Annotated in this window: 15 protein-coding genes and 1 pseudogene; 13 read left to right on the top strand and 3 right to left on the bottom strand. The window is 70.7% G+C overall.

Annotated elements, in window-relative coordinates:
* Positions 1–287 precede the first annotated feature (287 nt).
* The 12 genes and pseudogenes from ACFU5F_RS32145 to ACFU5F_RS32200 all read left to right on the top strand — a co-directional run bounded on the left by ACFU5F_RS32145 (position 288) and on the right by ACFU5F_RS32200 (position 16933).
* On the top strand, positions 288–779 hold the full coding sequence (locus tag ACFU5F_RS32145; protein ID WP_383894873.1) for a hypothetical protein: 492 nt from the start codon (positions 288–290) through the stop codon (positions 777–779).
* A 76-nt stretch (positions 780–855) separates the two neighbouring features.
* A complete protein-coding gene (locus tag ACFU5F_RS32150) occupies positions 856–2889 on the top strand; it encodes a flotillin family protein (RefSeq protein ID WP_383894876.1) in 2034 nt (677 codons plus the stop codon).
* A 145-nt stretch (positions 2890–3034) separates the two neighbouring features.
* Positions 3035–7930 carry a DNA repair ATPase gene (locus ACFU5F_RS32155; protein WP_383894878.1) on the top strand — a complete coding sequence of 1632 codons (4896 nt, stop codon included), beginning with the start codon at positions 3035–3037 and terminating at the stop codon, positions 7928–7930.
* A 4-nt stretch (positions 7931–7934) separates the two neighbouring features.
* Positions 7935–8534 carry a hypothetical protein gene (locus ACFU5F_RS32160; RefSeq protein ID WP_383894881.1) on the top strand — a complete coding sequence of 200 codons (600 nt, stop codon included), beginning with the start codon at positions 7935–7937 and terminating at the stop codon, positions 8532–8534.
* Between the two features lie 348 nt (positions 8535–8882).
* Positions 8883–10013, top strand: a complete 1131-nt coding sequence (locus ACFU5F_RS32165) for a site-2 protease family protein (RefSeq protein WP_383894976.1) — start codon at positions 8883–8885, stop codon at positions 10011–10013.
* Between the two features lie 266 nt (positions 10014–10279).
* Positions 10280–11584, top strand: a complete 1305-nt coding sequence (locus tag ACFU5F_RS32170) for a cation:proton antiporter (RefSeq protein WP_383894882.1) — start codon at positions 10280–10282, stop codon at positions 11582–11584.
* A gap of 174 nt (positions 11585–11758) precedes the next feature.
* Positions 11759–11860, top strand: a pseudogene (locus tag ACFU5F_RS32175) (TerC family protein); the annotation flags it as partial.
* Between the two features lie 103 nt (positions 11861–11963).
* Complete coding sequence (locus ACFU5F_RS32180) at positions 11964–12170, top strand: DUF2180 family protein (protein WP_383894885.1); 207 nt, start codon at positions 11964–11966, stop codon at positions 12168–12170.
* A gap of 78 nt (positions 12171–12248) precedes the next feature.
* A complete protein-coding gene (locus ACFU5F_RS32185; RefSeq protein WP_383894887.1) occupies positions 12249–14198 on the top strand; it encodes an NAD-binding protein in 1950 nt (649 codons plus the stop codon).
* A 172-nt stretch (positions 14199–14370) separates the two neighbouring features.
* On the top strand, positions 14371–14886 hold the full coding sequence (locus tag ACFU5F_RS32190) for a hypothetical protein (protein WP_383894890.1): 516 nt from the start codon (positions 14371–14373) through the stop codon (positions 14884–14886).
* Positions 14887–14996: 110 nt separating this feature from the next.
* Positions 14997–16430 (top strand): flotillin family protein, encoded by a 1434-nt coding sequence (locus ACFU5F_RS32195; RefSeq protein WP_383894893.1) that lies wholly within the window; start codon positions 14997–14999, stop codon positions 16428–16430.
* A gap of 146 nt (positions 16431–16576) precedes the next feature.
* Positions 16577–16933: a hypothetical protein gene (locus ACFU5F_RS32200; RefSeq protein ID WP_383894896.1), complete on the top strand. Its 357-nt coding sequence runs from the start codon at positions 16577–16579 to the stop codon at positions 16931–16933.
* A 67-nt stretch (positions 16934–17000) separates the two neighbouring features.
* Here the strand turns inward: ACFU5F_RS32200 and ACFU5F_RS32205 are convergent, their stop codons facing one another.
* The 3 genes from ACFU5F_RS32205 to ACFU5F_RS32215 all read right to left on the bottom strand — a co-directional run bounded on the left by ACFU5F_RS32205 (position 17001) and on the right by ACFU5F_RS32215 (position 19714).
* Positions 17001–17582, bottom strand: coding sequence for a hypothetical protein (locus tag ACFU5F_RS32205; protein ID WP_383894899.1), 582 nt, complete (start codon positions 17580–17582; stop codon positions 17001–17003).
* A gap of 330 nt (positions 17583–17912) precedes the next feature.
* Entirely contained in the window at positions 17913–18326 is a 414-nt protein-coding gene (locus ACFU5F_RS32210) for a GNAT family N-acetyltransferase (RefSeq protein WP_383894902.1), read from the bottom strand.
* A 164-nt stretch (positions 18327–18490) separates the two neighbouring features.
* The gene (locus ACFU5F_RS32215; protein ID WP_383894905.1) at positions 18491–19714 is read right to left on the bottom strand and encodes a cation:proton antiporter; all 1224 of its coding nucleotides are present in this window, start codon (positions 19712–19714) and stop codon (positions 18491–18493) included.
* Between the two features lie 569 nt (positions 19715–20283).
* Between ACFU5F_RS32215 and ACFU5F_RS32220 the strand changes: the two genes are divergently transcribed.
* Positions 20284–21354: a PucR family transcriptional regulator gene (locus ACFU5F_RS32220; RefSeq protein WP_383894908.1), complete on the top strand. Its 1071-nt coding sequence runs from the start codon at positions 20284–20286 to the stop codon at positions 21352–21354.
* Positions 21355–21591 lie beyond the last annotated feature (237 nt).

Genomic DNA, 21591 nt, shown 5'->3' on the forward strand with positions numbered 1-21591 from the left:
CGCTCGAACAACTCCCACAACTCATCCGGCACCAGACGCTCCACGATGTCCACGAACGCAGACTACCGACCGAGCCAAATGAGACGTCCTCTTAGCGGGAACCGGCATGGAGGACCGGGCAAAGATTGCCGGAAGCCAGCAATGTGCTCTGAGTCTTCTCCAGGCAGGATTGGTCGGGAGGGGAGTACACGGATCGGCCTCGATGCCGGGCACCGGCAGGTGACCGGCACCAAGGTCTGAAGTGTGCGCTGAGGCTGTCACGGATCGGGACGATCGGGGGATCGGAAATGCGGACGTTCTTCGAGGCCGCCACGACTTACCCGGTTTTCCCCTTCACCGTCGCCCTGAGCGTGGTCGTGTGCTTCTGGCTGCTGGTCGCGGTGGGTGCGGCCCACCCCGGCAGCTTCGACGACGATGCGGACGCCGAAGTCTGGGGACTGGGCGGGGTCCCGGTCTCCGTCGGGTTCTCACTGGTGACGGTTGCCGCCTGGCTCGGCAGCCTCTGCGCGACCGTTCTCCTGGATCCGCTCGTCCTGTCGGGACCGATGCGCGCGCTGATCGGGATCGCCGTACTGACCGCGGCCCCGCTGCTCGGCTGGCGGGTGGCACGCGTGCTCGTACGGCCGTTGCACCGCCTCTTCCCCGAGGAACCCGGGCCGTCCGTGCCGGGCGAGGCCCGCACGGGCGACGTCATCGGACGGCGAGACGCCGACAGCGAGGACTCCCGCTCGGGGACGTCACGTGACACCGCGCTTCATCTGCGGGACCGGGCCGCCTGACCCGAAGCGCCGCCGGATCTCACCCCGGCTCTTCTTCCTCACGTTAGAACTCCCTTACGCCTCAAGGACGTATGCCATGGTCACCATGATCGTGGGCATCGGCGCGCTCGTCGCCGTCTGCCTGCTCGCCGTACTCGTCGTCGCCCGCCTGTTCCGCAAGGTGGAGCAGGGCAAGGCACTGATCGTCTCCAAGATGCGGAAAGTCGATGTGACCTTCACCGGGCAGGTCGTGCTGCCGGTGCTGCACAAGGCCGAGGTGATGGACATCTCGGTGAAGACCATCGAGATCACCCGGGCCGGCAAGGAGGGCCTGATCTGCCAGGACAACATCCGTGCGGACATCCGGATCTCGTTCTTCGTGAAGGTCAACAAGACCGTCGAGGACGTCATCAAGGTGGCCCAGGCCGTCGGTACCGCGAGGGCGAGCGACCGGGACACGCTGCAGGAGCTGTTCCACGCGAAGTTCTCCGAGGCGCTGAAGACCGTGGGTAAGCAGCTGGACTTCACGGACCTGTACACCAAGCGCGAGGAGCTGCGGTACCGGATCATCGAGGTCATCGGCGTCGACCTCAACGGCTATCACCTGGAGGACGCGGCGATCGACTACCTGGAGCAGACGCCGCTCACCCAGCTCGACCCCGCGAACGTCCTCGACGCGCAGGGCATCCGGAAGATCACCGAGCTGACGGCCGTGGAGCATGTGCGCACCAACGAGGCACAGCGCCATGAGGAGAAGGAGATCACCCGGCAGAACGTCGACGCCCGCGAGGCGATCCTGGAGCTGGAGCGCCGCCAGTCGGATGCCGAGATCAAGCAGCGCCGGGAGATCGACACCGTACGGGCCCGGGAAGAAGCCGAGACGGCTCGGGTGGTGGAGGAGGAGCGGCTGCGGGCGCAGGGCGCGTTCCTGCGCACCGAGGAGCAGCTCGGTGTGCAGCGGGAGAACCAGGCACGCGAGGTCGCGGTCGCCGCCAAGAACCGCGAGCGGGTCATCGCCATTGAGAACGAGCGGATCGAGAAGGACCGTCTCCTCGAAGTCATCGCACGGGAGCGGGAGACCGAGCTGACGCGGATCGCAGCGTCGAAGGAGGTCGAGGCGGAGAAGCGGGAGATCGCCGAGGTCATCCGTGAGCGGGTCGCGGTGGACCGTACGGTCGCCGAGCAGGAGGAGTCCATCAAGAAGCTGCGGGCCGTGGAGGAGGCGGAACGGCAGCGGCAGACCGTGATCATCGGCGCCGAGGCTCAGGCGCAGGAGAAGTTGGTCAAGGACATCAAGGCCGCCGAAGCCGCCGAGCAGGCCGCCACGCACCGTGCCGCCGAGGAACTGACTCTGGCGGAGGCCCGGTTGAAGACCGCCGACTTGGACGCGCGGGCCAAGCTGCGCCTGGCCGAGGGCGTCCAGGCGGAGGCTGCGGCCGAGGGGCTGGCCGCGGTCCAGGTCCGCGACAAGGAGGCCGAGGTCATCGAGAAGGCCGGCCGCGCGGAGGCCGGGGCGACCGAGGCGCGTATGCGGGCCGAGGCGGAGGGCGCCCGGGCGCAGGCGCTCGCGGAGGCGGAGGCCATCGGCGAGAAGCTGAAGGCGGAAGCGGCCGGGCTGACGGAGAAGGCGGCGGCGATGGCCGCGCTGGACGAGGCGTCCCGGGGCCACGAGGAGTTCCGGCTGCGGCTGGCGGCCGAGAAGGACGTACGGCTGGCCGGGCTGGACGTGCAGCGGCAGGTCGCCGAGGCGCAGGCCACGGTGCTGGCCACCGGGCTGGAGAACGCCGACATCAGCATTGTCGGAGGAGAGTCGGTCTTCCTCGACCGGCTGGTGTCCTCGATCGCGCTCGGCAAGGGCGTCGACGGCTTCGTCCAGAACTCCGAGACCGCCCAGGCGCTGGCGAAGCCCTGGCTGGACGGCACCTCCAGCTTCACCGACGACCTCGGCCGCGTCCTGGGCTCGGTGTCCACGGCCGACGTGCGGGACCTGACCGTCTCCGCCCTGCTGATGAAGCTCATGAACAACGGCGGCGCGAACGCAGGACAGTTCCAGCAGCTCCTGGACAAGGCCGGTGAGCTGGGCCTCGCCGACACCTCGCTGACCGCGCTCAACGGCAGCGTCAGGGCCTGACCCGCGCCGCCGCGGCTCCAGGCACGCCAGGACCCCATTCGCGCCGCGAAGCCCCCCGGCCCGTGGTCCGGAGCTGCCGCACAGGGGACGGCAGCTCCGGACCACGTTTCTTTCGACTTCTCTCCGACCATCCGAGAGGGACCCCATGACCACCGGGACCAGCGGTCTGGACACCGGCACGTACGAGGTGCTGCGCGACCGGCTCACTGCGCAGGCCGCGGAGCTCGCCCGGCGCGCCGAGGCGCTCAACACCCGCCGGACCGAGGAGTTCGGCTCCACCCTGCTGGAGCTGACGAGTACCGAGCGGCTGCGCACCGAGCACAACTGCGTACCCCGCGACGTCGTCTCCGTCGGCGATACCCTGCTCTTCGGCCACAACGTCTTCCTCGGCCTCAAAGCGGAGACGGCGGTGGGCGATGTCTTCGCGCTGTACGACCGCGCCTTGAACCGGCTGCCCGAGGACGCCGTGCCGGGCCTGCTCGACGACCCCGCCTTCGTTCGCGAGTTCGCCGCTCTCTACCGTTACTACCGCCAGGCCCACCTCCTGCAACTCCGCCGCATCGACGGCAAGTTGCTCGCCGTCTTCCAGACAGGTGAGAAGGCCGGCGACATCCGCGTCCTGCGCTGGGCGGTGACCGACGACGGACGGGCATCCTTCCTGGACGCGCGGGGCGAGCGCGACCACGTCTTCCCGTCCTCCCACGACTTCGCCTGGACACAGACGACCCGTGAGCACCACGTTCTGGGCCGCCACCCGCATGTCTCCATCGAGGGCGAGGTCTTCGTAGAGACTGTCGGCGGCGCCCTCACGGTCAAGATCGAGGACAACACCGAGACAGGCGAGGGCATCTACGCCGAGCCGGTCGCCGAGCCGCTGCAGTCCCTCGCCGACGCCGACATCACGTACGCGCGTGTGGGCGCTCTCATCCTGCTGGACGTCCTGCCGTACAAGGAGGACGTTCACCGCTACCTGGTCTTCAACACGCTCACCAAGAGCGTCGTCCGCCTCGACGGCGTCGGCCGGGCCTGCCGGACACTGCCCGAGGACCAGGGGATCGTCTTCCCCGGTGGCTACTGCCTCGCCACCGGGACGTACAAGACCTTCGACGGCATCGCCGCCTCCTCGGACATGGCGGACCTGGAGTTCGAGCGCGCGGTCCGTTCGCCGAACGGCGAGGACGTGCTGTTCGCCTTCCACGCGCGTGTGGAGGGCCGCAGCCTGTTGCTGCCGTACAACCTGATCCGCAAGGAGGTCGCCACCCCGCTGTCCTGCCACGGCTGGGCGCTGTTCGACGACGGCACTTTGATGGTGTTGCGTGCCGACAGCGATGAACCGCAGCGTGTCCATCTGCTCCAGCTCTGGAACTCCCCGTACGTCTCCGACACCCATGCCGCCGCCCAGCCCGTCGGCACCGGCCCGCTCGCTCGCGTCGGCAACGCCGACCTCGTACGGGGCATCTCCGACTGCCTGTCCCTCACGCGCGCTGTCACCGAGACGACCCCGACGAGCGGGGTCTACGAGGCACTGACCGCCGCGTGCGTGCGGGCCAGCGACTCCTACCACTGGCTGAGCGAGCCCGAACTCGGAGACCTGCACACGCCGCTCACGCAGATCCGGGCCACCGCCGAAGCGGTTCTGGCCGAGTTCGAGACCGTACAGGCGCTCACCCGGCAGGCCACCGACGCGCTCGCCGAAGCCGCCACACGCGTCGCCCAAGTCGTACGACGCCTGCGCGGCGAAGCCCCGCGCAGCGCCGCCGCCTGGGTGACCGGCCTGACCGAACTGCGGCACGCCCAGGGCCACCTGCTCACCCTCAAGGACATGCGGTACGCGGACACCGCCCGCATCGACCACCTCGCCGCCGACGCCGAGGCCGACCTCACCTCCTTCGGTCAGCGGGCCGTCGCCCACCTCGCCCGCGAGGACGCCTTCGCCGGCCACCAGGAGGAGATAGAGCAGCTCGTCGCCGACGCCGAGGCGATCACCACCGTCGCCGAGGCCGCGCCCGTCGCCGCCTGCCTTGACGAACTCGTCGAAGGGCTGCGCACGGTGACCGAGGTCGTCGCCGGACTCGACATCGGCGACGCCACCGTCCGCACCTCCATCCTGGAGCGGATCGCCGAGGTCCTCGGTGGCGCCAACCGTGCCCGCGCCACGCTCGACGGCCGCCGCCGCGCGCTGATCGACCGGGAGGGACGGGCCGAGTTCGCCGCCGAGTTCGCGCTGCTCGGCCAGGCCGTCATCGGTGCGCTCGCGGCCGCCGACAGCCCCGAGGCGGGCGATGAGCAACTCGCCCGCATGCTGGTGCAGGTGGAGAACCTGGAGTCCCGGTTCGCCGAGTACGACGACTTCCTCGGCGAGCTGGCGGACAAGCGCGACGAGATCCACGAGACGTTCTCCGCCCGCAAACAGACCCTCGCCGATGCCCGCGCCCGCCGCGCCGAACGCCTGGCCGACTCCGCGAACCGCGTCCTGCAGACGGTCACCCGCCGCGCCGCCACGCTCCTTGACGCAGACGCCATCGCCACGTACTTCACCTCCGACCCGATGCCCGCCAAAGTCCGCCGCATCGCCGCCGAGCTGCGCGAACTCGGCGACCAGGTCAAGGCGGAGGAACTGGACGGCCGCCTGAAGTCGGCCCGCCAAGGGGCGTTGCGCGCCCTGCGTGACCGCACCGACCTGTACGTCGACGACGGCCGCACGATCCGCCTGGGCACCCACCGCTTCGCGGTGAACACCCAGCCGCTCGACCTCACCCTCGTCCCGCACGGCGAGGGCCTGGCCTTCGCGCTGACCGGCACCGACTACCGCTCCCCGGTCGCCGCCCCCGACTTCGCCGCGACCCGCCCGTACTGGGACCGCCCGCTTCCCTCGGAGTCGCCCGAGGTCTACCGCGCCGAGCACCTCGCCGCCCGACTGTTGGACGAGCACGGCCCGGGGCCGCTCGCGGCAGCCGACCTGCCCGCCCTGGTCCGGCAGGCGGCGGAGGCGGCGTACGACGAGGGATACCAGCGCGGTGTCCACGACCACGACGCGAGCCTGATCCTCGCCGCGCTTCTGCGCCTGCATGAGGACGCTGGCCCGCTCCGCCACGAGCCCGCGGCCCGCGCAGCCGCCCAACTGTTCTGGGCGCACGTCACGACAGCCGAGGAGCGCGAGAGCTGGACCCGGCGTGCGGTATCGCTGGCGCGGGCCCGGGACACGTTCGGGCTCGCGCCGGCGATCGCCGACCTGCGGGCCGAGCTGGCGGAGGCGATCGGCACGGAAGCGGCGGCAGCCTACCTCTTCGAGGAGCTGACGAGCGGCCCCGACGGCTTCGTCATCAGCGCCGGCGCCCGCACGCTGCTCGACAAGTTCCGCCGTACGGTGGGCACGTCGCCCTACGACGACGACCTTGCCGCACTCGGTGACCTGGCTGCCCGCAAGCAGCTGGTCGAGGCGTGGCTGACGTCGTACACCGCGGCCACCGGCACGGACATCGCCCCCGGCGACCTGGCCGAGGCGGTGACCGTCGAGCTCTGCCCCGAGCTCGACCGCTACGAGTCCGCCGCCACCGTGACCGAGACCGTCGAGGGCCTGCTCGGCACCCACCCGCGCATCCACGACCGCACCCTCACCGTCCGCGTCGACGAACTCCTCGCCCGCACAAAGGCGTTCCGGGCCCACGAAGTCCCCGCACACCGCGCCTACCAGCGCTGCCGCACGTCACTGGTGGCCGCCGAACGATCGCGCATCCGCCTGGACGAGTACCGGCCGCGGGTGATGTCCGCGTTCGTACGGGGCAGGCTCATCGACGAGGTGTACCTGCCGCTGGTCGGCGACAGCCTCGCGAAGCAGCTCGGTACCACGGGTGAGTCCAAGCGCACCGACACCGGCGGTCTGCTGCTGCTCATCTCCCCGCCCGGCTACGGCAAGACGACGCTCATGGAGTACGTCGCCGACCGCCTTGGCCTCATCCTGGTGAAGGTCAACGGACCCGCGCTCGGCCACGGCGTGACCTCGCTCGACCCGGCCGAGGCCCCGAACGTGACCGCCCGCCAGGAGGTCGAGAAGATCAACTTCGCGCTGGAGGCGGGCAACAACACCCTCCTGTACCTGGACGACATCCAGCACACCTCCCCCGAACTGCTGCAGAAGTTCATCCCGCTGTGCGACGCCACGCGCCGCATCGAGGGCGTACGGGACGGCGAGCCACGCACGTACGACCTGCGCGGCAAGCGCTTCGCCGTCTGCATGGCCGGCAACCCCTACACCGAGTCCGGCAGCCTCTTTCGCGTCCCCGACATGCTCGCCAACCGCGCAGACGTCTGGAACCTGGGCGACGTCCTGACCGGCAAGCAGGACGCCTTCGCGCTCAGCTTCATCGAGAACGCGCTGACCGCCAACCCGGTCCTGGCGCCGCTCGGCGGGCGTGACCGCGCCGACGTCGATCTGCTGATCCGTCTCGTGGAGGGCGACCCGACGGCCCGTGCCGACCGGCTCGCCCACCCGTACGCTCCCGCGGAGCTGGAGCGGATCCAGGCCGTCCTGCGGCACCTGCTCGCGGCCCGCGAGACGGTTCTGGCGGTGAACGCCGCCTACATCGCCTCGGCCGCCCAGTCCGACACCACCCGCACCGAACCGCCCTTCCAGCTCCAGGGCTCCTACCGCAACATGAACAAGATCGCCCAGCGCATCCAGCCGGTCATGAACGACACCGAGCTGGCGGCACTGATCGACGACCACTACCGGGCCGAGGCCCAGACCCTGACCACCGGCGCCGAGGCCAACCTGCTGAAACTGGGCGAGCTGCGTGGCACGCTGTCGCCCGAACAGCTTGCGCGCTGGGCCGAACTGAAGGCGGCGTACGTGCGCACCCAGACCCTGGGCGGCCCGGACAACGACCCCCTCACCCGAGCCATCGCCGCCCTGGGCCTGCTCGCCGACCGCGTCGCGGCCGTGGAGACGGCGATCAACCGCGCCGCCGACCCGCGGTACCTGGTGGCCAACCCGGCCGCCCGGCACGCGGCCCGCCCGACCGCCGCCCCCGGGGAGGTGTGAGGTGGTGCGCGCCCGTCCGGCGCCCCTGCCTGCGGAGCTGCCCGACGCGGGCACCACCCGCCGTCGGGCGCGCACAGGCGTCTGCCTGCTCGGGGCGCTGCTCGTGCTGCCCTTCACCGTCGGCGCCCTGCCCGGAGCGCGCGAGGCGGGCACACCCCTCGGGCTGCTGACCGGCACGCTCGCCTTCGTGCTGTACGGAATGCTGGTCGAGGAGTCCACGCCGGCCCGTCACTCGATGCGCAGGATCACCGCACGGACGCTGACCGGCATGCGCTCCGTCGACCTGGCCCGTCTCGACCGTGTTCGGCTGCTGACGTCCTTCTCGTACGGGTCCGTCTACCGGACGCTTCTCGTCCGTGACGCCGACGGTGTGTGGCTCGGCATCACCGCCGATGCCGGAAAGCGCGCGCTGCGCAGGACGCTGGAACAGCACCCGGGAGACGGGAGCCTGCCGCCCCCAAAGGTGAGTCGAGCGGCGCGCGCCCCTCTCGACGGCGACCGGCCCGGCCAGACCGCCGTGCACACCGTGCTCGCGCTCCTCGGCCTGGTGCTGGGCATCTGCGGGTATGTCACAGCGCGGGCGGCGCTGGGCGGGATCGGCTGACCGCACCCGCCCGGCGCATCAAGCGGGGCTCGACACCCCACCCCCGCCCGCGCAGCAGGGGCCGTGGTCACGCCGCTCAGTTGCAGTCGGCCTTAACCCGGCAGCACGAGAGTCACAGGCACCCGGTCCCGGCGCCATTCCGAGCGCTGACGGGGAGGGCTGCGACCTGGGGCCCTGCTCGATCGTGAACGGCGACGTGCCGTCGTGCCCGGGAAAGCCGTGCCCTTCTGCAGTCGCCGCCGTGAGCGAGACTGTCAGTGGGTGGACGCCCTGCCGGCCCGGTCCGGTGAACGCCCCGGCCTGTCGGCTCGGGCACGGACCGTCGGCTTCAGTCCGCAGGAGATCGCGATGAACGGCTCGGTACAAATGGGACGAGTCCTCGGGGTAGCGCTGCGCATCCACTGGACCGTGCCCCTGCTGGTGATGCTCTTCGGGTACAGCCTGGGCAGCCGGACGCTCCCCGCCGCGGTCCCGGAACAGTCGAACGCCGTCTACACGGTCGCCGGCCTGGCCGGAGCCCTGCTGCTTCTGGGGAGCCTGCTGGCCCACGAGGCCGCCCACGCCGTCACGGCCCGGAGGAAGGGCATCGAGGTCCAGAGCATCACGCTCTGGGCGCTGGGCGGGATGACCGAGATGGGCAGGCCGGGCGCCGCACGCGCAGTCTTCCTGGTGGCTGTGAGCGGGCCGCTTACCAGCCTGGTCGTCGGTGCGGCGGCGTTCGGCGCGGGCATCGGGCTGGACGCGGCATCCGGCTGGGCGGTACCCGCGGCCGTCCTGGTGTGGCTCGGATGGGTGAACGGCGTCCTGGCCGTGTTCAACCTGCTGCCGGCCGCGCCGCTCGACGGAGGGCGGGTGGTGCAGGCACTGGTGTGGTGGCGTACCGGGGACCGCGACCGGGCTGAAGGGACGGCCGCACGCGGCGGGCAGGTCCTCGGCATCCTGCTGATCGTTCTGGGATGGATCTCCGTTCTCCGTGGCGTCTTCGGCGGTCTGTGGCTGGCGGTCATCGGCTTCTTCCTCGTGGTCGTCGCCGGCGCCGAACGCCGGCGTGCACGGCTGGCCCCGGCCCTGCGCGGAGTGAGAGCGGCCGATGCCATGTCCAGTCCCGTGGAGACCTGCCCGGAATGGTTCACCGTGGAGCGCTGCGTCGAGGACGTGGCCCTGCGGACCCACCACTCGACCCTCGTCCTGACCGACTTCGAAGGACGCCCCAGCGGCCTCCTGCAGCTTCCCCGGCTCGCTCGGATCCTCGGCGAGCAGCGGCAGACACTGCGCGCGCGTGACGTGGCGGTCCCGCTGCCGCGGTGCACGACCTGTGCGCCGGATGACCTTCTGCAGAACGTGCTCGACAAGCTCCGCCCAAGCAGCGGCCTGCCCATCCTTGTCACCGACGGCCCGCACGTGGTCGGGATCATCACCGCGCGGGACATCTTCCGGATCGTCCAGCGCCACGGACTCCGCAGGCCGGAGAGCCAGTGATGGCCGGGCCGCGGCGGCGCGGGGGCAGACGGCCAGGGGCGGCGCCCCAGTAGCGGGGCGCCTGGAAATGCAGCGTTATGTATGCGTGAGCCGTTCCGTAGCGCTGTGCTGCCGAGTTGGGTACGCGGGACGGCGCCGGGTACGCGGGACGGCGCCGGTGTCGCGTCGGCCTCCTGCAGGCGTGGGATCAAGAGCGAAGCCGGCCACGGTTCCGTGCGATGCGCACGGGTTCGTTCGGTGACATGGCGGAAGGACGGCGCAACGTAGTGACGATCGCCGATGCGGTGTTCGCGTGGGTGGGTGTGGGAGCGCTGCTGGCGGCGGTGCTGCCCCGGGTGGTGGCTGGACGGCCATTGTCGCTGCCGCTGGTGTTCCTGGTGGCCGGCATCGGCGTGTACCTGCTGCCCCTGCCGCTGCCTGTGATCGATCCGGTGGACGACCGGCTGCTGGCGGAGCACGTCACCGAGCTATGCGTGATCATCGCGCTGATGGGCGCAGGACTGGCGCTCAACCGCCCCGTCGGCCGACGTCGCTGGGCCACGACCTGGAGGTTGCTGGGCGTCACGATGCCGTTGACCGTCGTGGTCACCGCTCTCGTGGCGTGGTGGCTGCTGGACTGGCCACCGGCCGCCGCGCTGCTGCTGGCCGCGGTGCTGGCGCCGACCGATCCGGTGCTCGCCTCGGAGGTGCGGGTGGGGGAGCCCACCGAGGACCCCCACGATGAGGACGAGGTGCGGTTCGCCCTCACCAGCGAGGCCGGCCTCAACGACGGGCTCGCCTTCCCGCTGACGTACGCGGCTGTGGCGCTGGCCGCCGCCGCGGGCAGCGGCTGGTCAGCCGCCTGGGTCGGCGCGTGGGTGCTGGAGGACGTCGCGTTCAGGTGCACGGTCGGTGTGCTGTGCGGGTTGCTGGTCGGCCGGCTGCTGGGCTGGCTGTTCTTCCAGACCCGATCGCCCGTTCTGCGGCTGTCCGAACACCGCGAGGGTTTCGTCGCGCTGGGCGCCACGTTCCTGTCGTACGGGGTGACCGAGCTGCTGGGGGGCTACGGCTTCCTCGCCGTGTTCACCACCGCGTGCGCGATCCGGGCGGCCGAGCGTGCTCACGGATTCCACAACGTCCTGCACGACTTCGTGGAGCAGATCGAGCGCCTGTTGACCGCAGCGGTGCTGTTTTTGCTCGGGGCCTTCACCGCGCTGGGCGGCCTCGCCTCTCTGACCTGGCAGGGTGCCGTCACCGCGTTGGTAGTGCTGGTGGTGATCCGGCCGCTGTCCGGGTGGGCAGGGCTGCTCGGGGGCCGCCTGCGGGGCCAGGAGCGCTGGGTGGTCGCGGCCTACGGCATTCGGGGCATCGGTTCGTTGTACTACCTCGCCTACGCGCTGGGACAGCACGACTTTCCTGTGCCGGAGCGGGAACTGTGGGCGGTGGTGACCTTCACCGTACTGGCTTCGGTCGTGCTGCACGGTGTCACGGCGGGGCCGGTGGTGGCCCGGCTCGACCGGGCGCGGACTGCCAGGCCCCCGCGGCAAGAGGGAACGGACGGAGCGGGCGGCACCGGGCGCGGTCGGCGATGAGCAGCAAGGATGGGCCGTGCGCTGGGGGCGCCGCTGCGCATCCACTGACCCAGGTGCCCCGGTTCGGTGACCGGGCGGACGGCGCCGCCTCTGGGTCGCCCTCTGCAGTGAGATGCCACAACCCTCAGAAATGGAGGGCCTGTGTCGGTGTAGGCCACGAAGAGGGTGACCGGCGTGCTGGAGGTCCCGCTCTGGCTTTGGGTGGTGTTCGCCGCGACGGTAGTGGTGTCGCTGGCGGTGGATCTGCTGGCGCATCGTGCCGCACATGTCATCGGGCCGAGGTGTTCGGTGAGGTGTTTGGGCTGCGGCTTTGAGGAGACCTGGGAAGCGTAGTCGGAGGACGTGTCATTGGCGGGCTTTCGGCCGAAGGGCGCTGGTCATGAACTGTTACGAGTGTGCTCAGCAAGGCCGTACGGTGGCTGGAGTCGCTGTGTGCAGGGTGTGCGGAGCGGCTGTGTGTGCCGATCACGTACGGTCCGAGAGCAAGGTGCTGCGCGGGCCCGCCAGCCCGGGCAAGATGACGCATGACCGGGCGGCCCGACAGATGACCTGTCCGGTGTGCCGGGCGGCGGAGCAATCCGTGTGAGTGCGCTGTTCCCCCATTCCTTTTTCGCTGGAACGCAGGCATGGAAACTGCTGCCGGACTGCGGCAAAGTGATCTTTCATGTCCTCCCTCCCGCGTCAGATGCAGCCTCGCAGCGGGCACATGATCGTCTGTGGTGATGACGGGCTGGCTCACCGGCTGTCCTACGAGCTGCGCGAGGTGTACCGCGAGCAGGTCACGCTCGTCGCTCCCACTTACAGGGGTGTCGCTCCGGGTACGTCGCCCACCGGCCGGGAACGGGCCACGGCGCTCTTCGGGCGGGTGTCCTCGGCGATGACGGGGACTCCGGGTGCAGCGCCGGACGCCGCCGATGATGAGCAGAGGCTGGAGGCGAGGGAACTCACCGACGAGGTGCTGGCGAGGGCCGGTGTGGCTCGGGCCACAGCGGTCGCTCTGGTGCACGAGGACGACGAGGTGAACATCCGCACGGCACTGATCGCCCGCCGCCTCAACCCGCAGGTGCGGCTGGTGATCCGGCTCTACAACCGCAAGCTCGGTCAGCAGTTGGAGGAGCTCCTGGACCAGGCCGCCATCGTCGCCTCCCCGGGGCTCGACCCGGTGGCCCTGGACACCTCCACCACCGTCCTGTCCGACGCGGACACCGCCGCGCCGGCGCTGGCGGCCACCGCCGTCGCGGGCACCAGCAAGGTGGTTCAGGCGGACGGGCTGCTGTTACGGGCGGTGGAGCGTATTCCGCCGCGCCGCGGCGAGGGCGCCGACCCCGGCCTGTGCACCTTGGCGCTGCTGTCGGCGACCGCCAACGACCCTGCGGGGGCGGAGGGTTCGGACCGCAGTGGCACGGAGGCGCCTCAACTCCTGCCGGACGAGGAGGCGGTGACCGGGGCCACCGGGCGCGGCACGGTGGTGCTGGAAGCGGTCTCGTACAGCGGACCGGTACTGCCCGCCGGCCGGCTGGCGGGCCGGGGCGCCTCGCTCGGACAGTTGTTCCAGCGCCGACTGCGCTGGTCACTGTTCGGTCTGCTCGCCTGTGTTCTCGGCCTCGCCGTCGCCTCCTGGCTGACCACCGGCGACGACCTGGTGCACGCCACTTACCTCACTCTGCTCGACCTGTTCGCCATCGACGATCCGGCGCTGGGCGAGCCGCTGGGCCGTCAGATCATCCAACTCCTCTCCGGACTTGCCGGGTTGTTGCTGTTGCCGGTGCTGACGGCTGCCGTGCTGGAGGGGCTGGGTACCTTCCGCAACGCCTCTGCCCTGCGCCGCCCGCCGCGCGGACTGTCCGGGCATGTCGTGCTGCTCGGCCTCGGCAAGATCGGGACCCGTGTGCTGGCGCGGCTGAAGGAGCTCGACATCCCCGTCGTCTGTGTGGAGTCGGATCCCGAGGCGCGCGGCATCCCGCTGGCCCGCCGCCTGCGGGTCCCCACCGTGATCGGGGATGTCACCGAGGAAGGCGTCCTGGAGTCCGCCAAGATCCACCGTGCGCACGCCCTGCTCGCCCTGACCAGCTCCGACACCACCAACCTCGAAGCCGCCCTGTATGCCCGCTCCGTCAAGCCAGACCTGCGTGTCGCACTGCGGCTGTACGACGACGACTTCGCCACCGCCGTCTACCGCACCCTGCGCGCCGCCCACCCGCACGCTCTCACCCGCAGCCGCAGCGTCTCCAGCCTCGCGGCCCCCGCGTTCGCCGGCGCGATGATGGGCCGCCAGATACTCGGCGCCATCCCTGTCGAGCGCAAGGTGCTCCTCTTCGCAGCCCTCGTCGTCGCCGGGCACCCGCACCTGGAGGGCCGCACGGTCGCTGAAGCCTTCCACCCCGGGGCCTGGCGGGTTCTGGCCCTGGACGCGGCCTCCCCTGCCGACCGCCGCCCCGACCTGGCGTCGGCCCATCCGGCCGACGGTGACAACCGGCCTCCCGGGCTGGTCTGGGAGCTGCACCCCGGATACGTCCTGCGGCCCGAGGACCGCGTCGTGCTGGCGACCACCCGGCAGGGGCTCGCCGAACTCCTCGGCCGCCACCCCCGACCGGCCGACCCCGCCACACCGTAGAGCTGCTCCCAGCTCGGCTGCCCCCGGCGCCCGCCGCACTCCGGCCGAGCTGTGCGGAGACCGGCATCAAGGGAGCGTAAAGATTGCCGGAACCAGGCAGTGTTTTCGTCGCGTCTACGTGTGAGTATTGGCCACCGGCGCGGTGACAGTGGGCGAGAGGCGGTGAACGCGGATGACCTGGTTTCTGGGTCTCGGCATCGCAGGAGTCGTACTCCTGGTTCTGTCCCTCGTCTTCGACGGTGTCCTTGAGGGCCTCTTCGGCGGCGTCGACGCGCTTGACGGTCTCTTCGACGGCTGGCTGTCGCTTCCGGTCATCGCCGGATTCGTGTCCATGCTCGGCTTCTCCGGTGCGATCGTCATGGGCACCACCGGGCTTGGCGCGGTCGGCGCCACCGCGGTCGGAGTGCCCGCCGGAGCCGCCACGGGCTGGCTCTCCTATCGCCTCAGCCGCACATTGCTGAACGACAGCTCCGGCGCTGCCCCGCGCCATGACGACCTGATCGGCGCCGCGGGCTCCGTGGTGACGGCCATTCCGGCCGACGGCTACGGCGAGGTACTGGTCCACCGGGCCGGGCAACCGGTGAAGCTCGCGGCGAAGAGTCCGAGTCCGGTGCCGCGAGGCGCCGAGATCTGGGTGGAGGAGACGCTGTCGCAGACAGCGGTCTCCGTACGTCCGGTCGAACGCTGATCTGCCGCGCCGCTCCGCACATCGGGCGCCGCTGCATCGGCGCCGCCCTTTCATCCACATGAACTCGTATCGATCTGCCGTCCCCTGGGAGGGCTGAGGGGAAAGACATCATGAGTCCAGTAGTCATCGCCGTGATAGGAGTCGTCGTACTCCTTGTGCTGCTCGGCCTCGTCGTGGTCACCCGTTACAAGGTGGCCGGGCCGAGCGAGGCGTTCATCGTCACCGGCCGGCGCGGCAAGCAGGCCACCGACCCGGAGACCGGGCGGGTGTTCACCGACAACAGCGGGCAGAAGGTCGTGGTCGGCGGCGGCGTGTTCGTCGTGCCGTTCGTGCAGCAGAAGTTCGCCCTCGACCTGTCCAGCCGGCACATCCCGATCTCGGTGCGCGGCGCGGTCACGCTGAGGGGAGTGAAGGCGAATCTCGAAGGCGTCGCCATCGTCAAGGTCGGCGGTACCGAGGACTCGATCCGGGCCGCCGCACAGCGGTTCCTGATGCAGCAGGACGGCATCGTCGGCTTCACGCAAGAGGTGCTGTCCGGTGCGCTGCGTTCCATCGTGGGGCGGATGTCGGTGGAGGACATCATCCGTGACCGGGCCGCGTTCGCCGGTCAGGTCGCCGAGGAGGCGGAGGCCAGCCTCTCCGGGCAGGGCCTGGTGCTGGACGCCTTCCAGATCCAGGACATCACCACCGAGGGCTCCTATCTCGAGGACCTGGGCCGTCCGGAGGCCGCGCGTGCCAAGCAGGAGGCCGACATCGCCGAGGCCGTGGCCCGACGCGCCGCCGAGCAGGCCCGGCTGAAGGCCGAAGAGGAAATAGCCATCGCCCAGCGGACCTTCGCCCTCAAGACCGCGGAGATCAAGGCCGAGACCGACGAGGCAGCCGCCCGCGCCGCCGCAGCCGGACCGCTCGCCGAGGCCGCCCGGTCGCAGGAGGTCCTGGCCGAGCAGGAGAAGGTGGCCGAGCGGCAGGCCGCGCTGACCGACCGTGAGCTGGACACCAAGGTCCGCAAGCCCGCCGACGCCGCCCGCTACCAGGCCGAGCAGGAGGCCGAGGCCCGCCGTATCGCCCTGGTCAAGGAGGCCGAGGCGGACGCCCAGCGGTCCCGGCTGACCGGTGAGGGCGAGAAGGCGCACCGCGCCGCACTCGCCGACGCGGTCCGTATCGAGGGCGAGGCCGAGGCCGCCGCGATCGGCGCGAAGGGCTCCGCCGAAGCCGAGGCAATGCGCAAGAAGGCCGACGCCTTCGCCCAGTACGGCGATGCCGCCGTGCTGCAGATGCTGGTGGAGGTGCTGCCGCAGGTCGTCGCCAAGGCGTCCGAGCCGCTCAGCGCGATCGACAAGATGACGGTGATCTCCACCGACGGCGCCAGCCAGCTCTCGCGCACGGTCGCCGACAACGTGGCCCAGGGCCTCGAACTGCTGGGTTCCACCACCGGTGTCGACCTCGCCGAGCTGCTGAAGGGCATCACCGGCCGGGTCGGCGGTGCACAGCCGGCGACGACGGCGTCCACCGAGGTCAACGGGAAGGTCGAGATCACCGGCTGACGTCCACATCGGTCAGAGGAGCGAGCCCGGGCGGTGCCGGCACCGCCCGGGCTCGTCCGTGAAGGCGCTTTCGCTGTCTGGCATCGCACAGGGGCGAGAGCGCGGGCTTTCGGCCGCTCGGGCGGCTTGTCTACGGAGGTACGAGGGTGTTTCTGTGGCTCTGGCTGATCGGCTGGTCGGCCTTCGCGCTGCCTGTGGCCATTGCCTCGCTGCGGGGGTGGGCGCCGAAACGAGTCCGCAGCCGTACGAGCCCGTGGTGCATCCGCGTCCGGGGCGTCGCACTGCTGGTGATCTGGTTCGGCGGGCTGACCGGTCCGCTGCTGCGGTGGAGCGACCTGGCTGCCGAGGACGCCAGTTTTCTCGCGTCCGTCGCGCAGGGAGAGGTCCTCGTATTTGCGGGAGGGCTCGTAGCCGGGTCACACCTGGGCGAGGGGTTCTACCGGCGGGCAGTGCGAGCACAGACAGTCGATCATGCTGGGGGCATCAGCCGGCAGCCGTGGTGATCCTGGCCGACCGGTTGGCCGGGCGGGCCTCGTCAGGCTGCTCCGTCTGGCTGATCAACCGATCCGGTCAGCCGGTTTTCCTGCCCCACCGCGTGTCGATCCGCTCCCACTCCACGGCCCACTGCTCCATACGCCGCTGACGCAAGTGGAAGCGTGCGACGGAGACAGCGGCCAGGGCGATGCCGCCCGCCCATGTCGCGACCAGCACCCCTCCAGCGGCCGCATGGGAGCGTGCCTGCCCGTCGGTCAGGGGCTCGGCGGTGAGGTGACCGCTCTGGTCGATCCAGACCGGGACCCGGTTGCCGGCGAGGCTGGTGGCCGACACCCTGGCCTCGCCTGTGAGTGTCGAGCCGTCCGGGGCCGTCCAGCGGACCGTCGCCCACACCCGGGGGTCGCCCGCTGTCCTGGCGGGCACCTTGCCCTTGGCGTCCTCGACAAGTACGGCCGACACCGTGCGGCGCTCCGCCCGCTGCCGGTCGGCGGACCGCTCGATCGCATCCGCCGCCGCGAGCCCCGCGAGCAGGCCGCCCACCAGGGCCAGCAGCCATCCGGCGAGGATGACCCAGGCTTCGACGACATCGCTGCGCCGGCGGAGCGGATTTCGCCGCCACCGCCAGCATCGAACCCTGGCACACGGTGCCCTTGCCATCGCCCGACACCCCTTCGCGAGTACCGGCGGCTCGCCTCCAGCCTGCTGCGTGGGGAGGCGGCCTTGGCCCCGGTGCAGCGCGGGCCGGGACGGTGCCGGCACCGGGGACCACTGCCTAAGCTCCCCACACTCATCCTGCGCGCACAGCCAGGGCGGTCGCACTGCCAGGGCCCGGCAGTGTTCACCGCGGTCCGAGTGCCGGGTGCTGTCAGCAATCCGCCTACGCCGTGGCCGCAGACCGTGGCGAGGGAGCCAGCTCCTCCGGATGGCCGGACAGCGAAAGGCGATTCGGCGGGGGCTGGGAGGGACCGGGCGTGCTGAGCGAAGACGTCAGCAGGTGTGCAGCAGGCGGCGCCAGGTCCGCCGGAACCAGCCCCTCAGGTGGGGGCATAACGGGCTTCCGTGATGCAGGCTCACTGTGGTTTCCCGCATCAGCGCCGTGAAGAACGCCCGCCCGGGGCGGCTTTGCAGGGTGGTGTTCCACCGGTAGCCGCGACGTCGGGCGAGCAGGGAACACACGAGTTCGCGCCCCATGCCTTGTCGCTGCCACGCGTCGCAGACCCAGATGTCCAGGATGCGCCCTGTCCGGCACGTTCGGCAGGTACGGAAACGTACTCGGCCGATGACGCGGCCACACAAGCCGAGCAGGACGAGCTCGGTGGGACTGCTCGGAGTGACGGCGGCGATGTAGCTCAGCCGTACCGACCGACCGGCAGGGGATCGGTCGTTCCAGAACCCGGTCATTGAGAGTGGTCCTCCTGCTGTCTCTTCCCGAAGAGCAGGTCTGGTCAAGCTCCCGCGTCACGCTCCCGACGGCTCGGTCCACGTCTTCCCGCTCCTCGGCCCACCACCCGGGCCGTTCTTGAGAGCCGTCGTCGACGAACGCCCACGGGTGCGGCTCGGCGCGGTCACGCGCGCACAGCTGCGGTGGTCTCGTCCTTGCGTCCGGCCGGGATCCCGGCGAGCTCGTCGACGTGGAAGAGGCGGGCGATCGGTACGTCGGTGGAACTGTGCGCGACGATGGAGAAGGCGATGCACACGGCGATGAGGGTGAACGCCTCCTGGCCCTGCGGGATGCCGGCCTGCAGTACGAGCAGCCCGTAGACGACGGACGCGAAGCCCTTCGGCCCGAACCATGCCGCGACCATCTTCTCCTGCCGGGTGAACCGCGTGCCGATCAGCGACAGCAGCAGCGACGCCGGACGGATCAGCACGATGGCCAGGGCCACCACGACGTACCCGCCGAAGGACAGGTCACCGAACAGCTGAGGTGTCAGCAGCGCGCCGAACACCAGCAGCGCCGCGAATTTGGCCAGCTCCGCCAGCGCCTCCCCGAGCGGCTCGAACGCCTCCTTCGCCTCCAGTGACCGGGCGGTGAGCACGGCGCCGGCGGAGAACGCGGCGAGGTAGGGGTTGGCGTGCGTGAGGTGGCAGACCGCGTAGAGGATCACGCCGATCGCCAACGGCAGCAGCGGCTGCAGCTTGGGCTCGGCGCCCAGCAGCCGGAACCGTACAAGCTCGATCACGACGAACGGCAGGACGACACCGAAGACCAGTCCGAGGACCAGCTCCAGTGCGATCGTCCCCAGCGACGCCTCGGCGTGCCCGGAGGTCGGCCCGGCCGCGGCGATCAGGATGAGTACAACCGGCAGCGCGAGCCCGTCGTTGATGCCGCTCTCCACGTTCAGCAACTGCCGCAGCTTCGCCGGGACTTCCTTGCGGCCGACGATCGCGGAGGCGAACACCGGGTCGGTGGGCGCAAGCACGGCACCGACCAGGAAGGACGTCGTCCAGTCCAGGCCCACCAGGTAGTGCGTGATGAGCGCCATGCCAACGAACGCCAGGGGCATGCCGAGCCCGAGCGCGCGGGCCGGGTTGCGCCAGTTCTGCCGCAGCTTGGGGAAGGAGACGTGCATGCCGTCGGTGAAGAGCACCGCGAACAGCGCCAGATCGGCCGTCACCGACACGATCTCGCTGTCCGGCGTGATGTGGATCAGACCCAGGAAACCGTCACTGACGAGCGCCCCGCCCACCAGGAAGAGGAGCGACGTCGACAGAACGGTCCGGGCGGCAAGCCCCGACAACAGCACCGCGATCAGCAGCGCCACCCCGAAGACCACGACGAGCACCATGACGACGACCCCCGATCGGCAAAGAGACCTGAAGAGAGCTCTCCTCAGACCGCCGACCAGACTTCCCGGCACACCGCGGGGAACCCTACACGTTCTTTACGTCGTACTGGCAGGCTCATGTCGTGCACTGTTGACCGTCCGAGATTGCCGCGATCCGGCATGGTGCGCTACACGGGACGCACTTCACCTGGTTTCCGTGCCTCCATGCGTCAACGCGTAGGTCAGGCCGATCTGTCGCAGGACTGTCTGAGCCTGGTCGCTGGGATGCGTGATGATCAGCCGGGTGCCGCCTACCCGCGTGGCTCGGACGGCGGTGAAGAACGCCGCACAACCCGACCGGGCTGAGGTGCCGCACCTCCGTCAGGCCCACCTACGGCCAGTGGGCCCATCGCGCGCTTCCACGCGCTGACCGGTCTCGGCCCTCGGCGGCGGTGCACCTTGCCCGCGGTTTGCATGTCAGCGCCTCTGAAAACTGCCGGGGACAGGCAACGACCCGGCTCGGACCGGGTCATTCCTGCGGCCATGCGCTAGAAAGACGTCAACAACGCATCAACGTCGGGGGGACCCACATGGCGGGGCGGGACGCGTCCGAGGAGTACGAGGAGTACCTGGAGGGGTACGCCCGCATCCTTGCGTACGCCTCGGAGACCGGTCGCCGACTGACCCGGGGTGAACTCGATTCGCGCCGTGCGCTGGGCGAGCAGGCCGCGGAGGCCGGCCTGGGCCTGCGCGCCCTGGTCGGCGCCCATATGGCGGCCACCCGGGCGCACTGGCCGAGCGGGGAGAGTGTTTCCGTGGACGACGTGCTGGGCGCCGCGGCCCAGGCCATGGACGCGTTCGCCGAGGGCTATGAGCGGGCGCAGCGGCTCGCCGTGCGCCAGGAGGAAGCCGCTCGCCGGGAATTCATCGACGACCTGCTGTACGGCCGCAGCGACCTGGGCCGGCTGGCCCAGCGTGCGGAGCGGTACGGGCTGCGGCTGTCGTACGAGCACGCGGTCGCCGTGGCACGTGGTCCGGTCGCGTACGAAGAGGGGGACGTGGTTCTGCGAGAGGTGGAGCGTGCGTTGATCGGCCGGTTCGGCGACCGCAGCATCCTGCTCACCACCAAGGACGGCCGGCTGGTGTGCATCGCCCCGGGCGACCAGAGCGAGGTACTCGCCCACTTCGCCAAGCGGGCGTTCGCGGCCACCGGCGGCGGCCAGGTGGGAATCGGCCGCCCCCAACCCGGCGCCGCCGGCGTCGTCCAGTCCTACGAGGAGGCCCTCAACGCCCTCGACCTGGGCGAGCGCCTCGAACTCGACGAACCTGTGTTGCACGCAGCCGACCTGCTCGTCTACCCGGTCCTCACCCGCGACCGGGAGGCGATGGCCGACCTGGTGGAAGGCGCTCTCGGCCCGCTGCGCGGCGCCCGCGGCGGCGCCCAGCCGTTGCTGGAAACCCTCACCGTCTACTTCGATTCCGGCTGTGTGTCCGCGGAGGCGGCGCGGCGGCTCTCGCTGAGCGTGCGCGCCTTCACCTACCGCCTGGAACGCATCCACAAGCTCACCGGCGCGGACCCCTCCGACCCCGTCCACCGCTACACCCTGCAGACCGCGGTGATCGGGGCCCGGCTGCTGGACTGGCCGACGAAGCCCGATTGAGGGCCGTAACAACGAGGGCGTGGCCTCGCCCGCGTACGTGCGGGGGGCGCCGTCCGGACATCGGCCGTGACGGCAGTCACAGCGGGTTGCCGCACGCGGGAGCGCTCATGGGGCATACCTGCGGAAGCGGCGGATAGTGTGTAAAGAACGCGTCAGGTGACGCGCGGTGTGCCGGGAAGTCTGGTCGGCGTCGATGGGGCACGTGTGCCCAAAACCCGATGCTGTGGAGGTCCTCCC

Origin of the sequence: Streptomyces sp. NPDC057438, assembly GCF_042802995.1 — a bacterium.
GTDB lineage: Bacteria > Actinomycetota > Actinomycetes > Streptomycetales > Streptomycetaceae > Streptomyces.

What these genes read in the sequence shown, in the direction of transcription:
- ACFU5F_RS32210 (WP_383894902.1), bottom strand. Translation starts at nt 18,326, where the DNA reads ATGACCGGGTTCTGGAACGACCGATCCCCTGCCGGTCGGTCGGTACGG.
- ACFU5F_RS32190 (WP_383894890.1), top strand. Translation starts at nt 14,371, where the DNA reads ATGACCTGGTTTCTGGGTCTCGGCATCGCAGGAGTCGTACTCCTGGTT.
- ACFU5F_RS32185 (WP_383894887.1), top strand. Translation starts at nt 12,249, where the DNA reads ATGTCCTCCCTCCCGCGTCAGATGCAGCCTCGCAGCGGGCACATGATC.
- ACFU5F_RS32180 (WP_383894885.1), top strand. Translation starts at nt 11,964, where the DNA reads ATGAACTGTTACGAGTGTGCTCAGCAAGGCCGTACGGTGGCTGGAGTC.
- ACFU5F_RS32215 (WP_383894905.1), bottom strand. Translation starts at nt 19,714, where the DNA reads ATGGTGCTCGTCGTGGTCTTCGGGGTGGCGCTGCTGATCGCGGTGCTG.
- ACFU5F_RS32220 (WP_383894908.1), top strand. Translation starts at nt 20,284, where the DNA reads ATGGCGGGGCGGGACGCGTCCGAGGAGTACGAGGAGTACCTGGAGGGG.
- ACFU5F_RS32145 (WP_383894873.1), top strand. Translation starts at nt 288, where the DNA reads ATGCGGACGTTCTTCGAGGCCGCCACGACTTACCCGGTTTTCCCCTTC.
- ACFU5F_RS32195 (WP_383894893.1), top strand. Translation starts at nt 14,997, where the DNA reads ATGAGTCCAGTAGTCATCGCCGTGATAGGAGTCGTCGTACTCCTTGTG.
- ACFU5F_RS32165 (WP_383894976.1), top strand. Translation starts at nt 8,883, where the DNA reads ATGAACGGCTCGGTACAAATGGGACGAGTCCTCGGGGTAGCGCTGCGC.
- ACFU5F_RS32150 (WP_383894876.1), top strand. Translation starts at nt 856, where the DNA reads ATGGTCACCATGATCGTGGGCATCGGCGCGCTCGTCGCCGTCTGCCTG.
- ACFU5F_RS32155 (WP_383894878.1), top strand. Translation starts at nt 3,035, where the DNA reads ATGACCACCGGGACCAGCGGTCTGGACACCGGCACGTACGAGGTGCTG.
- ACFU5F_RS32205 (WP_383894899.1), bottom strand. Translation starts at nt 17,582, where the DNA reads ATGGCAAGGGCACCGTGTGCCAGGGTTCGATGCTGGCGGTGGCGGCGA.